General features: G+C 69.5%; 4 protein-coding genes. 1 reads left to right on the top strand and 3 read right to left on the bottom strand.

The window, feature by feature from the left end; genetic code table 11:
* Positions 1-342: 342 nt before the first annotated feature.
* A complete protein-coding gene (locus ACFW6D_RS02570) occupies positions 343-678 on the top strand; it encodes an RNA polymerase-binding protein RbpA (RefSeq protein ID WP_067453486.1) in 336 nt (111 codons plus the stop codon).
* Positions 679-734: 56 nt separating this feature from the next.
* Here ACFW6D_RS02570 and ACFW6D_RS02575 read toward each other — a convergent pair whose 3' ends face one another.
* The 3 genes from ACFW6D_RS02575 to ACFW6D_RS02585 form a co-directional block, all read right to left on the bottom strand.
* Positions 735-1,535: an ABC transporter permease gene (locus tag ACFW6D_RS02575; RefSeq protein ID WP_056815247.1), complete on the bottom strand. Its 801-nt coding sequence runs from the start codon at positions 1,533-1,535 to the stop codon at positions 735-737.
* Between the two features lie 166 nt (positions 1,536-1,701).
* Positions 1,702-2,691 (bottom strand): ATP-binding cassette domain-containing protein, encoded by a 990-nt coding sequence (locus tag ACFW6D_RS02580; protein WP_379324004.1) that lies wholly within the window; start codon positions 2,689-2,691, stop codon positions 1,702-1,704.
* On the bottom strand, positions 2,688-16,349 hold the full coding sequence (locus ACFW6D_RS02585) for an amino acid adenylation domain-containing protein (protein WP_379324006.1): 13,662 nt from the start codon (positions 16,347-16,349) through the stop codon (positions 2,688-2,690). The genes ACFW6D_RS02580 and ACFW6D_RS02585 overlap by 4 nt, the downstream gene beginning before the upstream one ends.
* Positions 16,350-16,487 lie beyond the last annotated feature (138 nt).

Genomic DNA, 16,487 nt, shown 5'->3' on the forward strand with positions numbered 1-16,487 from the left:
CTATCGGCCCGCGAAACAATTCGCCGGTTCAGGTCTCGCTGAGCGGGCACCCTCCCAGTACGAACACCCCACCCTGATTCGGGAAGTCGCTTGATCGGCACGGCCCTACGCCTGCGCCAGTCGACGACAGATTCGGGGGTCGGTCGCCCGACATCGCCTTACGACTACAATGGAACAGTTCAGACTTCCCGCGCGTTGAGGTAGTACTTACGTCTTGTTTTCGGCGCGCCTCCGCCGATGGACTGACCGAAGGGTGCGACGAAGGAGTGCCCGTAGGGAGGGAAGAGGCGGAGTTAAGCGCCGAAAACCGCGGCCCCGGCCGCCAAAAATACAGGAGCACACATGGCAGATCGCGTACTCCGGGGCAGTCGGCTCGGAGCGGTGAGCTACGAGACCGATCGCGACCACGACCTGGCCCCGCGCCGGATCGCCCGCTACCGCACCGACAACGGTGAGGAGTTCGACGTCCCGTTCGCCGACGACGCGGAGATCCCGCCCACCTGGTTGTGCCGTAACGGCCAGGAGGGGCAGCTCATGGAGGGCACCTCCGTGGAGACCAAGAAGGTCAAGCCGCCGCGCACCCACTGGGACATGCTCCTGGAGCGTCGCAGCAAGGAGGAGCTCGAGGAGCTGCTCAAGGAGCGCCTCGACCTCCTGAAGACCCGCCGCCGCGGATAAAGAGTTCACGCCGAAGGCCGCCTACCCGATTCGGGAAGGCGGCCTTCGGCGTTTTCTCAGTGACTGGCTACTTTGCGGTACTGCAGGAGTGCCGCGGGCATCGCGATGGCCAGGATGACCAGTGAGCAGATGATCGCGTAGAGGATGCAGTTCTCCGCGGCCCACCCGGTGGCGGGGACGAAGGTCGGTGGTGAGTCGTTCTCGAAGAGCTTGCGGCCCGCCGCCGAGACCGCGGTGATCGGGTTCCATTCGGCGATGGCACGCAGGGGTCCCGGCAGGGTTTCGGCGGAGATGAACGCCGAGGAGATGAACGTCAGCGGGAACAGCCAGATCAGGCCCGCACTCTGCGCCACCTCGACCGTCGGGGACACCAGCCCGGTGAGCGCGCCCACCCACGACATCGCGAACGCGAACAGCAGGATGATGGAGAAGGCGATCACGGCGTCGCCGAAGCTGCCGTGGATGCGCCAGCCGACGATGTACCCGCAGATCGACATCACGCCCAGGCTCACGATATTGACGACCAGGTCCGACAGCGTGCGTCCCATCAGCACCGCCAGCCGCGACATCGGCAGCGTCCGCATCCGGTCGATGATGCCCTTCTGCAGGTCACCGGCCAGGCCGACGGTGGTGAACGCGGCATTGAACGCCACGGTCTGGGTGAAGATGCCGGCCAGGAGGAATTCCCGGTATTGGTCACCACCCAGCGAGGCGCCGAAGATGTAGGCGAACAGGAACACGAACATCAGCGGCTGGATGGTGGCGGTGACCAGCAGCGTCGGCACCCGCAGGATGGTCAGCAGGTTGCGGTAGGCCACGATCGCGCTGTCGCGCACGAAGCGGGCCCTCGGTTCCATCTCCTCGGGAGCTGCGGGCCGGGGCGTGGTCGGCTGGATGGGCAGGTCGCGGGTTTCGTACTCGTCCACCGTGACGTCGGGGGCACTCATGCCTGCACCTCGCTGACGCTCGGCTCCGGCATGACCGCCATGGCAGCAGTGTCTATCAGCCGCTCGCTGCGCTCACTCACGACAGGATCTCCTCTTGCACGTCGTCGGTTTCGGGTTCGGGGATCGGTTCGGCCGGGGTGCCGGTGAGCGAGAGGAACACATCGTCGAGGGTCGGGCGCACGACGTTGGCGTCCAGGACGCAGATCCCGGCGTCGTCGAGTCGGCGCAGCGCTTCGACCATCGTGCGTGAACCGTTGCCGACCACCACCGACACTTCGTCGCTGCCGGGTTCGTGGATGGGTTCGCCCACTCCGACCTGCTGCAATACCTGGATCGCGGGAAACGGGCTCTGGCCTGCGGCGAGGGTGACGGTGAGCCGGTCGCCGCCGATGGAGGTCTTGAGTTCGTCGGCCGAACCGCGCGCGATCACCGTGCCCTTGTCGATGACGGTGATCCGGTCGGCGAGCAGGTCGGCCTCTTCGAGGTACTGGGTGGTGAGCAGGACGGTGGTGCCGTCGTCGACGAGATCGCCGATCACCCCCCACATGTCGAGGCGACCGCGCGGGTCGAGGCCCGTGGTCGGTTCGTCGAGCACCACCACCGGCGGCCGGGCCACCAGCGCACCGGCCAGGTCGAGGCGACGAGCCATGCCACCGGAGTAGGTGCCCGCCCGCCTGCCCGCCGCGTGGTCGAGGCCGAACGCGGTGAGCAGTTCCTCCACCCGGGCGACGGCCTGCTTGCGGCCCATCCCGTACAGGCGGGCCACCATCCGCAGGTTCTCGTAACCGGTCAGGTTCGCATCGACCGCCGCGTACTGGCCGGACAACCCGATCCTGGTGCGCGCGGTGGCCGGGTCGGCCAGCACGTCGACACCGGCGACCCGCACCGAACCGGCATCGGGCCGCAACAGCGTGGTGACGATCCGCACGGTGGTGGTCTTACCGGCGCCGTTGGGTCCCAGCAGGCCGAGCACGGTGCCCGCCGGGATCTCCAGGTCGATCTCCTTCAGCACGCGCACCTTGCCGTAACTCTTGGCAAGGCCGCGCACTTCTACCGCGAGACTCACGGACGCATCTCCTTCTGGCCGCTGCCGCACACGGTGATCTCCGGGACGGCGTCGAGGTGGCGATGCAGCACGGGGCCGATCGCCGCCAACGATTCCGGGGTGGTCATCGCCGCGTGCCTGCAGGGCAGGTCGTGGTTGTGGATGTTGCCGGTGACGAACGGCTGCCAGGCGTCGGCATTGCGGCTCGGATCGGCGGCGTTGATCTCGTCCGCCGCTGCGGTGAAGAACACGAGATCGCCGTCGAAGGTGCGCGGCCGGAACCGGTTGGCCATGACGGTGCCGTCGGCGTACCCGGTGTAGAGGCGTTGCAGGTGATCGACCGAGAGCGCGGCGAACGGGCCTGCTTGGGCCCGCAGCAGATCCGCCGCTTCGTGCAGGTCGAGGTCGGCGGGCAACGGCGCGCCGTCTACCAGGTCGGCGCCGAACTCGCCGAGGATGTCGGCGACCGAGGGCATCGAGGTGTCGAGCCAGCGGTCACCGAGCTGGTAGCTGTCCATCATGGCCAGCAGCTCGACGTCTTCGCCCGCGTCCTGCAGTTGCACGGCGATCTCCTGCGCGATCAGGCCGCCGAGCGACCAGCCGAGCAGGTGGTAGGGGCCGTGCGGCTGGATCGACTTGATGTGGGCCACATAGTGTCCGGCGGCTTCGGGGATCGAGGTGAAGCTGTCGTCGCCGGACACGTGCGGTGCCTGCAGGCCGTAGACCGGGCGCTGCGGGTCCAGGTGCGCGAGCAGTCCGGCGTAGCACCAGGCCAGACCGATCGCCGGGTGCACGCAGAACAGCGGGGTGTCGTGCGGGCCGGTGGACGGGCGGATGGGCAGCACCGGACTGGTGGCCGCTTCGATCACCGCGTCCGCGTCGACGTCGGCGAGCTTGGCCGCGATCGCGGCCGGGGTGGCGTCGCCGAACATCATCTGTACCGGCATCTCGTAGCCCTGATCCCGCAGTGCAGCAACGACTTTGGTGGCCAGCAGGGAGTTGCCGCCGAGTTCGAAGAACCCGTCGTCCACGCCGACCCGCTCCACCCCGAGCACCTCGGTGAACACCGCGCACAGCGCCACCTCGGCAGCCGTCACCGGCGCACGGTACCCACCGGCGGCGGCGAACACCGGCTCGGGCAGCCGAGCGCGGTCGAGCTTGCCGACCGGGCTCAGCGGTACCTCGTCGAGCAGCATGATCGCCTGCGGGACCATGTAGTTCGGTACGTGCCCGGCAACGTGCTCCAGCAGCTCCGGCACGCTCGGCGAGGTCCCGTTGCGCGGCTTCACATACGAGACCAGGGCCGTGACGCCGGCCGCGGTGGTGTGTCCGATGGTGAGCGCCAGCTCGACATCGGCGTGCCGCGAGAACGCGACGTCGATCTCGCCGAGTTCGATCCGGAAACCGCGGACCTTCACCTGATGGTCGGTGCGGCCGACGTACTCCACGTCCAGCGCCGACTTCGCGCCGTCACGCCAGCGCACGAGGTCGCCCGTGCGGTACATGCGCTCGCCCGGTGCGCCGTAGGGATCGGCGACGAAGCGCTGCGCGGTGAGGCCCGGCCGGTTGAGGTAGCCGCGGGCCAGGGCCGAACCGGCCAGTTGCAGTTCGCCGGTGACACCGATGGGTGTCGGGTGCAGTCGCCGGTCGAGCACGCTGGCCGCGACCCCGCGGATCGGCCCGCCGATGGTGATCGGGCCCTGCGGGCTCATCGGCTGCGGCATCAGCGTGACGATGGTCGTCTCGGTGGGCCCGTACACGTTGTAGAAGTTGCGGCCGGGTGCCCAGCGGGCGAGCAGTTCCGGCGGCAGCGCTTCACCGCCGGTGAGCACGTGGGCGAGGGAGTGCACGCCGGTCGGGTCGACGGTGCCCAGCGCGGCGGTGGTGATGAACGCGTGGGTGATCCGTTCCCGGATGAACAGTTGCCGCAGCTCCTCGCCGCCGACCACGCCTGCCGGGGCGATCACCAGTGTGGCCGCACCGCCGAGCGCGAACAGGATGTCGAGCATGGCGGCGTCGAAGCTCGGGGTGGCGAAGTGCAGTACCCGGCTGCCGGGTCGTACGTCGTAGCGGTCGGCGGTCTCACCGGCGAAGTTCGACAGGCCGCCGTGGGTGACGACGACGCCCTTCGGGGTGCCGGTGGAGCCCGACGTGTAGATCACGTACGCCGGATTGTGCAGGCGCAGTGGGCGAGTGCGGTCGGCGTCGGTGATCGGCGAGTCGTCGGTGCCGAGCACGGTGGCCCTGGTCTGCGGGTCGTCGAGGACCAACCAGCGGGAGTCGCCGGGCAGTTGATCGCGGTGTGCCAACAGCGTCAGACCCAGTGCCGCACCGGAATCGGTGAGCATGTGACTGATCCGTTGCGGCGGGTAGTTCGGGTCGACCGGCACGAACGCGGCACCGGCCTTGGCGACGGCCAGCATCGTCGCCACCGATTCCACCGAACGTGGGATCCCGAGGGCGACAAGACTTTCCGGCCCGATGCCCTGACCGATCAACACGCGCGCAAGCCGGTTCGTCCATCGATCGAGGGCGTCGTAGGTGACGACGGTGTCGCCGGCGGACAGCGCGACACCGTCGCGAGAACGGGCGACAGCGGCACCGAACACCGCGGGCAGCGTGACCGGCGATTCGCCGCGGGTGCCGTGCACCGGTGCCAGCGCCGTCCATTCGACCGCGTCGAGCAGTGCCAGGTCTCCCACCGCGGTGTTCGGGTCGGCGGCGACGGCGTCGAGCAACCGGACCAGCCGGTCGCCGAACCTGCGGGCGGTGACCTCGTCGAACAGGTCGGCCGCGTAGTTCACCGACAGATCGATGCCGTCGGCCACTCGGTCGCCGGTCTGGGTCTCGGTGAAGGTGAACTGCAGATCGAACTTGGCGATCCCGGCGTCGGCGTCGACGGCTTCGATCCGCAAGCCGGGCAGTTCCAGCATGCGCACGGGGCTGTTGCGCACCGACAGCATCACCTGGAACAGCGGGTGATGCGACTGCGACCGCGCCGGGTTGACCACTTCGACGAGCCGTTCGAAGGGCAGGTCGGCATTGGCGAAGGCGTCGAGGTCCGAGTCGCGGACGGTGCGCAGCAGGTCGACGAACGCGCGTTCGTCGGACACCTCGGTCCGCAGCACCAGGGTGTTGACGAACATGCCGATCATCGCGTCGAGGGCCGGGTGCCCACGGCCCGCGCTCGCGGTGCCGACGGCGATGTCCTCGGTGCCGGTGACCCGATGCAACAGCACCGCGAGCGCCGCGTGCAACACCATGAACATGCTGACGTTGTTCGCGCCCGCGATGCCGCGCAGCGCCCGGTGGGTCGCCGCGTCGACCGCGCAGTCGACAGTGCCGCCCTGATAGGAGGGCACCGGCGGCCGCGGCCGGTCTGCGGGTACGGAGAGCAGTTCGGGCAGCCCGTCGAGGGCGCCCCGCCAGTGCTCGAGTTGCTTGCTGATCAGCGAGTCCGGATCGTCCTCGGTGCCGAGCAGGTCCTGCTGCCACAGGGTGTAGTCGGCGTACTGGATCTCGGGGATCTGTTCGCCGAACGGTTCGCCGGTCTGGATGCCCCGGTAGGCGGCGGCCACTTCGGCGGCGAGGGGTTCGAGCGACCAACCGTCCATCGCGATGTGGTGCACGACCAGCACCAGCACATGCTCGGTCGAGCGGGCGACGGCGAACTTGGCCTTGGTCGGTGCCGACTGCCCGGTGTGGTCGACGGTGATCAGCGCGGCCCGCATCGGCACCGACGCCGACAGGTCGAATCCCGGCGTGACGAACCTGGTCACAGCGGTCTCGACCTCGCGCGCGGTGGCCGTCGCGTGGAACAGCGTGACGGCGGCGATCTCCGGGTCGAGCACCAACTGCTCGGGCTCCCCTGAACTCTCGGGGAACACCGTGCGCAGCGTCTCGTGCCGACGTTGCACCGTGTGCAAAGCGGCAATGAGTGCATCGAGGTCGACGGTGCCGTGCAGGCGGAGCACGACCGGAATGTTGTAGGCGCCCGACGCTTGACTGTCGGCACCGGCGTTGAAGCGGTTGAGGAACCACAGCCTGCGCTGCGCCGCGGACAACGGGATCCGCTCCGGTCGCCGCTGTGGCACCAGGTCCGGCCGGTGCTCGTCGCCGGACGGTCCGGACTCGATGAGCGCGGCGAGTTCGGCGACCGTCGGCGTCGCGAACACGGTGCGAACTTCCAGGCGCACATTGCTGGCAGCGGCCAAACGGGCCACCAACTGGGTGGCCAGCAGCGAGTTGCCGCCGATGTCGAAGAAGCTGTCGGTGGCGCAGACCTCGCTCGCCCCGACCAGTTCCTCGAAGACCCGCGCGACGGTCCGTTCGGCGTCGGTCTGGGGCGCCCGGCCTGCGGTGGCGGTGAATTCCGGTTCCGGCAGCGCGGTGCGGTCGAGCTTGCCGACCGGCGTGAGCGGCACCCGGTCGATCAGGTTCAGCGACGCGGGCACCATGTGCCCGGCCAGCCGGACCGCCGCGTGCCGTTTCACCGCGGCCACCTCGGCCGGGTCGACGCCCTCGTTGAGCTGGATCCAGGCGACGATCCGATCGTCGCCTGCGACCCGCCGGACCTCGGTGTGGGCGAAGCGGACCTCGGGATGGCTGCCGAGCACGGCGCTGATCTCGCCGAGTTCGATCCGGAAGCCGCGCACCTTCACCTGGTGGTCGCTGCGGCCGAGGTAGTCGATTTCGCCACCGGCGGTCCAGCGCACCACGTCACCGGTGCGGTACATCCGGCTGCCCGCCGGTCCGAAGGGGTCGGCGACGAATCGTCCCGCGGTCAGGCCGTATCGCTCGTGATAGCCCTGGGCGATGCCGGCGCCACCGATGTAGAGCTCACCCGGTACGCCGGTGACGACCGGCCGTAGCCGTTCGTCCAGAACGACAGCCCGCGATCCGCGCGTGGGTGTGCCGATGGCGACCGGCACATCCACCCGCAGCTCCGACATCGCGGCGATGACGGTGAACTCGGTGGGCCCGTAGGCGTTGACGAATCGGCGGCCCGGCGCCCAGTTCTCCACCAGGTCCGGCGGCACCGCCTCGCCACCGGCCATCAGACCGCGCAGCAGCGGCAACGGCCAGCGGGTGGCGTCGATCGAGGCCAGCACCGCGGGTGTCAGGAAGGTGTGGGTGATCTGCTCGCGTTCCAGCAGCGCCCCGAGTTCGTCGCCGCCGTAGATGTCGATCGGTCCGATCACCATCTCGGCACCCGAGTACACGGCGAGCAGCATGTCGAGAACGGAGACGTCGAAGCTGGGTGTGGAGAAGAAGAACGTGCGGGAGAACCGGTCCAGGCCCATGCGTTCGCGCAGGTCGAGCGCGAGGCTGGTGAGACCGCCGTGGGTGACGGTCACGCCCTTGGGCAGGCCGGTGGAACCGGAGGTGTAGATCTGATAGGCCAGGTCGGCGGTGCGCACCGGCCGGATCCGCTCGGCGTCGGTGATCCGCGCGCCGTCGTAGCTCGCCAGTTCGGTGTTCAGCTCGTTGCCGTCCATCAGCAACCACTGGGTTTCCAGGGGGCCCGCGGCCTCGCGCAGGGCGTCCGCGTCGGCGCGTGCGGTGAGGACCGCGCGGGCACCGGAGTCGGTGAGCATGTGCCGGACCCGGTCGGCCGGGTAGCGCGGGTCGACCGGGACGAACGCCGCACCGCTGGCCGCGACGCCGAAGATGGCGAGTGCGCAGTCCAGTGAGCGGGTCAGGCCGACGGCCACCCGGTCGCCGGTGCCGATACCGCGGGCGATCAGGGCCCGGCCGAGCCGGTGTGCCCGGCGGGCGACTTCGGCGTAGTCGAGCTCGCCCACCTCGCCGGCGACACTGCCGCCTGCGAACCAGCGCAGGGCGGGCCGGTCGGGGTACTTCGTGGCGGCACCGTCGAGGATGTCGGCCAGGATGATCGGCGTGACCGCGGCGGGCCCCTGTGCGGGGACGTGCTCACGGTGTTCGAGCACGGTGAGCGGGTCGATTTCGCACACCAGTTGCCGTGGGTCGGCGGTCACCTGGGTGAGGATCCGGACGAACCGTTCGGCGAGGGTGTCGATGGTGGCGGCGTCGAACAGTTCGGTGGCGTAGACGAAGTCGAACCGCAGCCCGTTCTCGGCGGCGGGGGCGACCCGCAGTTCCAGGTCGAACTTGGCCAGGGCGATGTCGAGTTCTTCCGCCGACAGCCGCAGGCCGGGCAGTTCCAGTTCGGGTGTGCGCGCGTCCTGCATGCTCAGCGCGACCTGGAACAGCGGGTGCCGGTTACTCGCGCGGCTCTCCCGGCCGAGCGCGTCGACGACCCGTTCGAACGGCACATCCGCGTGGGCCAGCGCCGCCAGTTCGGCATCGCGGTCGGCGTGCAGCAGTTCGGTGAAACTACGGCCCGGGTCGACGTCGGAGCGCAGGACCAGGGTGTTGACGAACATGCCGACGAGGTCGTCGAGTTGGATGTCGGTGCGTCCCGCGACCGGGGTGCCGATCGGGATGTCGCGTCCGCCGGTGACGCTGCGCAGCAGCACCGACAGCGCCGAGCGCACGACCATGAACAGGCTGACTCCGGTCTGGCTCGCCAGCTCGTCGAGTGCGCGCTGCAGCGGTGCCGAGACCTGGCAGGTGACAGTGCCCGCGGTCCCTGTCGGTTCGAGGGGACGGGGTCGGTCGAACGGCAACGGCAGTTCGTCGGGCAGTTCGGCCAGGGTTTCGCGCCAGAACGCGAGCTGGGTGGCGGTGATGCTGTCCGGATCGTCCTCGGCGCCGAGGACCGCCCGCTGCCACAGGCTGAAGTCGGCGTACTGCACGGGCAGCGGCGCGCGCTCGGACGCCACACCGCCGGTCCGTGCCACGTAGGCCATGGCGAGGTCACGCGTCAGCGGACCGAGTGACCACCCGTCGGCGGCAATGTGGTGCACGACGACACCGAGCAGGTACTCGTCGGATGCCGTGCGCTGCAACGATACTCGCAGCGGCGTCTGCCGGGTGAGGTCGAAGCCCTCGCGGGCCAGCGTGGTCAGTACCGCCTGCGCCCGCTCCGGTGCGCTGTCGACGACCTCCACCGCGGGCATGGCCTGGGTGAGCGGCAGGATCACCTGCTGGGCGCCGGAGAGATCTTCGGGAAAGACCGTGCGCAGTACTTCGTGGCGCTCGACGAGGTCGGTGAGGGCGCCGCGGAGCGCGTCAATGTCCAGATCTCCGCCGATTCGCAAGACGAATGCGATGTTGTAGGCGCTCGATTCGGGGGACAATCGGTTCAGGAACCACAGCCGTTGCTGCGGCAACGACAGTGGTATGCGTCCCGGGCGCGGGGTGTGTACCGCCAGCGCCACCCGCTGCGTCCGGGGCGCTTCCGTGATCAGCCGGGCGATGCCCGCCACGGTCGGCGCCTCGAAGATCTGGCGGACCGGCAGGTCCACTTCGAAGTCGGCGTGCAGTGCGGCGGCGAGCCGGGTGGCCAGCAGCGAGTTACCGCCGATGTCGAAGAAGCTGTCCTCCGCACCGGGAATCGGGCGACCGAGGACCTCGGTGAACACCGCCGCCACCCGCATCTCGAGGTGCGTACGCGGCGCACGCGAACCACCGCTGACCACGAATTGTGGTGTGGGCAGCGCCTTTCGGTCGAGTTTGCCCGCCGGGGTCACCGGCATCGCGTCGAGCACCGCCAGCGCGGCGGGCACCATGTAGCCGGGCAGCATGGCGCGGGCGGTGTCGAGCACGGCGGCCTGGTCGAGCGGGCCGTCGGCGGTGACGTAGGACGCGAGCCGCTGCTGTCCCTGCTCGTCGACGTGGACGACGGTCAGCGCGGACCGCACGCCCGGGTGTTCGCGCAGCACGTGGTCGATCTCGCGCAGCTCGATGCGGAAGCCACGGATCTTGATCTGGTCGTCGGCACGACCGAGGAAGCGCAGCCGACCCGACGTGTCGGCAATCACGAGATCGCCTGTGCGATACATTCTTTCGCCGACCCGGCCGTGCGGGTTCGCGACGAATCGCTGCGCGGTGAGCCCCGCCTTGCCGAGGTACCCGCGAGCCAGGCCCGGCCCGGAGACGTGCAGTTCGCCCGGCGTCCCCGGCGGCACCGGGTTCATCCGGCCGTCGAGCACGAACAACCGCATGCCACGCACGGGCGCGCCCAGCGGCACCGGCTCCCCCGGCACCATGGCCGCGCTCGCGGTGACCGCGACGGTCGCCTCGGACGGGCCGTACATGTTGTGCATCCGATACTTCGAGGCCCAGGCTTCGACGAGTTCGTCCGAGCAGGCCTCGCCGCCGACGATGACGGTGCCGAGGGCCGGGAAATCGCCCACGGGCACGGTGGCCAGCGCAGCCGGGGTGATGAACGCGTGGGTGATGCGTTCCGAGCGAAGGAAACTCGCCAGTTCCGCACCGCCGTAGAGGTCGGCCGGGGCGACCACGATCGTGGCACCCGCGGCGAAACCGAGCAGCAGTTCGAGCACCGAGGCGTCGAAACTGGGCGAGGAGAAGTGCATGGTGCGCGCGTGGTCGGTCACCTTGAACAGCTGGGTCTGTTCGCTGGCCAGCGAGGCGATGCCCGCGTGGGTGACCACGACGGCCTTGGGCGTGCCGGTCGAGCCCGAGGTATAGATGAGATAGGCGGGCTGACCGGCCCGCATCGGGTTTCTGCGATCGGCGTCGGACAGCGGGGTCGCCGACCGGATCGCGCAGTCGGCTTCGAAATCGGCCGTTCCGAACACCATCCAATCCGGTGCCGACCGGTGCTTTCCGGTGGCGGTGGGCAGCGCGGCGAGATGTTCGGGCAGGGTGAGCCCGAGCGTCGCGCCGGAGTCACCGATCATGTGCGCGATGCGCTCGGCCGGGTAGGCCGGGTCGACGGGCACGTACGCGGCGCCGGTTTTGGCGACCGCCCAGATGGCGATGATCGACTCGAGGCTGCGCGGCAACGCGACGGCGACCACCGTTTCGGGTGCGGCACCGTGGGCGATGAGGCTGCGCGCCACCTGGTTCGAGCGTTCGTCGAGTTCCCGGTAGGTGGTGTCGAAGCCGAGGTAGCGCACCGCCACCGCATCCGGGAGGTGCTGCGCGGTGTCGCTGAGCAGCCGGGCCAGGGTGCCCGCGGGTTCGGCCGGTGCACCGGCCACGGGGACCAGACGGGCGATCTCGCGGCGGTCGAGCACGTCGAGGTCGCCGATCGCGGTGGCGGGCGTGGCGACGGCGGCGGCCAGCAAGGTGGTGAACCGGCGGGCGATGGCCTCCACCGTGGCGCGATCGAAAACGTCGGTGGCGAAAGCGAATTCGGCGTGCAGCGGGCCGTCGTCGTGGTTGTCGCGGACCTCGAGCTGCAAGTCGAACTTGGCGACGCCGATCTCGATCGGCACCAGTTCGGCGGTGACACCGGGCAATTCGACGCGCAGTTCGGGCGTGCGGTCGTAGGACAGCATCACCTGGAACAGCGGGTGCCTGCTGGTCGAGCGATCGGGATTGACCAGTTCGACGAGCCGTTCGAAGGGCACGTCGGGGTTGGCGAAGGCGTCGAGGTCGGTCTCGCGGACCAGGTCGAGCATGCGGTCGAACCCGGCACCGAGATCCACGTCGGTGCGCAATACGAGGGTGTTGACGAACATGCCGACCAGCTCGTCGAGCGCCGGATCGGAGCGGCCGGCGATCGGCGTGCCGATGGTGACGTCGGTGCTCGCGCACAACCGGGCCAGCAGGGTGGCCAGCGCCGCGTGCAGCACCATGAACATGCTCACCCCGCGACCGGTCGCGAGTTCGGCTGCCGCGCGCCGGGTTTCGGCGTCGATGACGAATTCGACGGTGTCCCCGCCGGTGCCTCGCTGCTGCGGGCGCGGCCGGTCGAGCGGCAGATCGAGCTGGTCGGGCAGCCCGGCCAGCGCACCGCGCCAGTGCCCGAGCTGGCGCGCGATGGGCGCTTCGGGATCGGTTTCCTCACCGAGCAGTTCACGCTGCCACATCGCGAAATCGGCGTACTGCACCGGCAGCGCCGCCCACTGCGGTGCGGCTCCGCCCGCGCGCGCCGACACCGCGACCATCAGGTCCCTGGCCAGCGGGGCGACGGACCAGCCGTCACCGCTGATGTGGTGCAGCACCACGAGCAGCAGGTGGTCCTGCGTGCCGACCCGGTACAGCGCGACCCGCAACGGGGTCTCGGTCCGCAGATCGAAACCGCGGCCCGCCACCTGCGCGGCCAGCGCGGTGATCTCGGTGGCGGCCACATCGATCGGCGCCAGCTCGGGTTCCACCCCGGCTGCCGGGTGGATGAGCTGGTACGGGCCGTCGGGACCGTCCGGGAAGCTGGTGCGCAGGGACTCGTGACGGTCGAGGACGTCACGCAGGCCCGCACGCAACGCGTCGAGATCGAGGTGGCCGGTGAGCCGCAGCGCCAGGGGCATGTTGTACGCGGCGGCGTGTTCGGCGAACCGGTTCAGGATCCAGAGCCGCTGCTGGGCAAGCGACAGCGGTACCCGTTCGGGCCTGCGCACGGGAACCAGTTTCGGCGTCGACGTCTCGGACCGGTGGGTGCTGATGTAGGCGGCCAGCGCGGCGATCGTCGGCGCCTCGAACATCTCCCGGATGGTCACGTTCGCATCGAGGATGGTGTTGATCCGGGCGACCGCGCGTGCGGCGATCAGGGAGTTGCCGCCGAGGTCGAAGAAACTGTCCTCGACACCGATCGCGGTGCCGTCGAGGGCGAGCACCTCGGTGAAGATCTCCGCGAGTGCGCATTCCAGTTCGGTCTGCGGTGCGGCGGCGCCGGTGGTGACCCGTACACCCACCTCCGGCGCGGGCAGCGCTTTGCGGTCGACTTTGCCGTTGGCGCTCAACGGCAGTTCGTCGAGCACGACCAACGCCGAGGGCACCATGTAGGACGGCAGACCGCGGCGCAGCGCCGAGAGCAGGGCGGCGGGATCGGGGGCCGAGGCGCCCGGCGCGGCGACCACGTAGGCGACGAGTTCGTCGTCACCGGTACGGGCGGTGCGGGCCACGCAGACGGCGCGCGCGATGTCCGGCTGGGCGAGCAGCGCGGCTTCGATCTCGCCGAGTTCGATGCGCAGGCCGCGGATCTTGACCTGGAAGTCGGTGCGGCCCAGGTATTCCAGGACGCCACCGTCGATCTGCCAGCGGGCCAGGTCGCCCGTGCGGTACATGCGCTGGCCCGGGGTGAACGGGTTGGCGACGAACCGATCGGCGCTCAGGTCGGGTCGGCCCAGGTAGCCGCGGGCCAGCTGGGTGCCTGCCAGGTACAGCTCACCGACGACGCCGGGCGGTACCGGTCGCAGGTGCGGGTCGAGCACGTAGGTCTGGGTGTTCCACACCGGCGAGCCGATCGGCACCGTGGTGGCCTCGGCCGGGCACGGCCAGTAGGTGACGTCGACCGCGGCCTCGGTGGGGCCGTACAGGTTGTGCAGTTCTGGTCCGCCGTCGGGCCCGTGCAGTGCGGCGTGGAAATCGGCGACGGTGGCGCCGGGCAGCGCCTCACCGCTGCAGAACACCCGCCGCAGCCCGGCCCCGCCGCGCACTCGCGGGTCGGTGACGAACAGCGACAGCATCGAGGGCACGAAATGCGCCGTGGTGATGGATTTTTCGGTGATGATCCGGGCGAGATAGGCCGGGTCGCGATGTCCTTCGGGCGCGGCGACGACCAGCCGGGCGCCGACCTGCAACGGCCAGAAGAACTCCCAGACCGACACGTCGAAGGTGGCCGGGGTCTTCTGCAGGACCGCGTCGGTGTAGTCGAGGGGGTATTCGGCCTGCATCCACCGCAACCGGTTCACGATCGCGGCGTGCGTGATGCCGACGCCCTTGGGTTTACCGGTGGAGCCGGAGGTGAAAATGACGTAAGCGAGATGATCGGGCCGCAGCGGTGCGCGCCGGTCGGCGTCGGTGATCGGCGCGACATCGTTGCCGCTGACGTCCAGGGTGTCCAGATCGATCCTGGCTGTGCCCGCCGGCAACCGCACCCCGTCACGGTCCGCGGTGAGCACGCACACCGGATGTGCCTGTGCCAGTACCGCTTCCATGCGATCGACCGGGTGCTCCGGGTCGATCGGCAGGTAGGCGGCACCGGTCGCGAGTACCGCGTAGATCCCGACGACCAGATCGATACTGCGATGCAGGCACACGCCGACGGTGGTTTCCGGGCCCGCGCCGCGGCCGATGAGTTCACGCGCCAGCTGGTTCACCCGGTCACCGAGTTCGGTGTAACCGATTGTGCGGTCACCGAATTCGAGACCGATGGCGTGCGGGCTGCGCCGCACCTGGTCTTCGAACAGCGAGATCAGCGTCGCGGCCTGCATCGGGATCTCGGTGGTGTTCCACTCCCGCAACACCTTGTCGTGCTCGGCGGCGGTGATCGCGGTGAGCGTGGCGGCGGGGGTGGTCGGCTCCGCAGCCAGGAAGCGCGCGAGGAAGTCGAGGTAGCGGCCGTGGTGGGCGGCGTTCTCGGTCTCGCCGTAGAGCTTCGGGTTCGCTTCGAAGTCGAGCTGGATGCGGCCGCCGTCGCCGTTGTAGATGTTGATCGAGAGGTCTTCGACGGGGCCGGTGGCGAGCACATTGAGCTGACCGGCGATGTCGTCGAACTTCAGCTCGTCGTGGAACAGCATGATGTTGACCATCGGCCCGAAGAACCCGCGCGCGTCGCGGGAGTACCCGCAGTCACGGCGGATGTCGTCGGAGCGGTAGCGCTGGTGGCGCAGGGCGCCGGTGATCTGCAGTTCGGTCTGGCGTACGACGTCGGCGACGGTGGTGTGCTCGTCGAACCGGACCCGCAGCGGCACCACGTTCGACACCACGCCCGCCGAACGGCGCAGCGCGACGGTGGTGCGCGCCGAAACCGGAAGGCTGAGAACAACATCGGGGTCACCGGTGACCGAACGGACGTAGGCGGCCAGGGCGGCGACGATCAGCGCGGAGTTGGCCGACCCGTGGGTGGCGATCGCGTCGGTGAGCAGGGTGTCGAGGTCGGTGTCGAGGACCGCGGTGGCGCGGTGGCGACCCGCGTCGTGGGTGTCGCCCGCGGCGGTGACCGACGACAGGGTCATCGGCTCGCCCACGCCGGCGAGCTGCTGCATCCAGTACTCGCGGTCGGCGCGGAACCGGCTGGACTCGCGGTAGCGGGATTCGTCGGCGTAGAGGTCGACGAGCGCGGCGGCCCTCGAGACCGACGGTTCGCGCTGTTCGCCGACGGCGGTGTAGATCTCGGCGGTGCGGGCGAGGGCGTTCATCGCACCGTAACCGTCGATCACGATGTGGTGGCCGCGCTCGTACCAGAACCATTCCCGGTCACCGATCCGCAACACCACATTGATGGTGAGCGGCTCGTGCTCCATGTCGATAGGAGTGCTGGCGTGGGTGTTCATCCAGGCCAGCGCGGCGGCGCGCGGGTCGGCTTCGCCGCGCAGGTCGATCCGGCCCCAGCCGGGCCGCCAGGTGGGGTCGACTCGCTGGTGGGGCACGCCGTCGATCTCGAGTAGGCGCACGTGTCCCACTTGGGATTCCGCGCCGTAGCGCTCCACCGCGTAGAGCAGGCGGCCGACGTCGAGGTCACCGTGCAGTTCGACGTAATGAGCGATGGTGAGCGGAATGTCGGGCCGAATCCGTTGCGCGTACCACAGTGCTGTCTGACCGGGCGAGAGGGCGAACGGTTGGCCCGGGTCCTCGTCGGTGACGCATGAGCTGACGTGGTCGGTGGCCAAAGAACTCATCAAGCACTCCGTTTCTGCCTTGTGTCACAACTCCCCGAGCAGCGCCCGGGCACACGACGGCCCAGGGCGTGGCTTATCCACGCCCATGATTCGGAGTACGACGGCGGCCGGATGGCTACCGATGTGAATTTATTTCGA

Origin of the sequence: Nocardia sp. NPDC058705, assembly GCF_042749305.1 — a bacterium.
Taxonomy (GTDB): domain Bacteria; phylum Actinomycetota; class Actinomycetes; order Mycobacteriales; family Mycobacteriaceae; genus Nocardia.

Bases quoted from the DNA above. Each gene is read 5' to 3' on its own strand.
- ACFW6D_RS02570 (WP_067453486.1), top strand. From the start codon at position 343: ATGGCAGATCGCGTACTCCGGGGCAGTCGGCTCGGAGCGGTGAGCTAC.
- ACFW6D_RS02575 (WP_056815247.1), bottom strand. From the start codon at position 1,535: ATGGAACCGAGGGCCCGCTTCGTGCGCGACAGCGCGATCGTGGCCTAC.
- ACFW6D_RS02585 (WP_379324006.1), bottom strand. From the start codon at position 16,349: ATGAGTTCTTTGGCCACCGACCACGTCAGCTCATGCGTCACCGACGAG.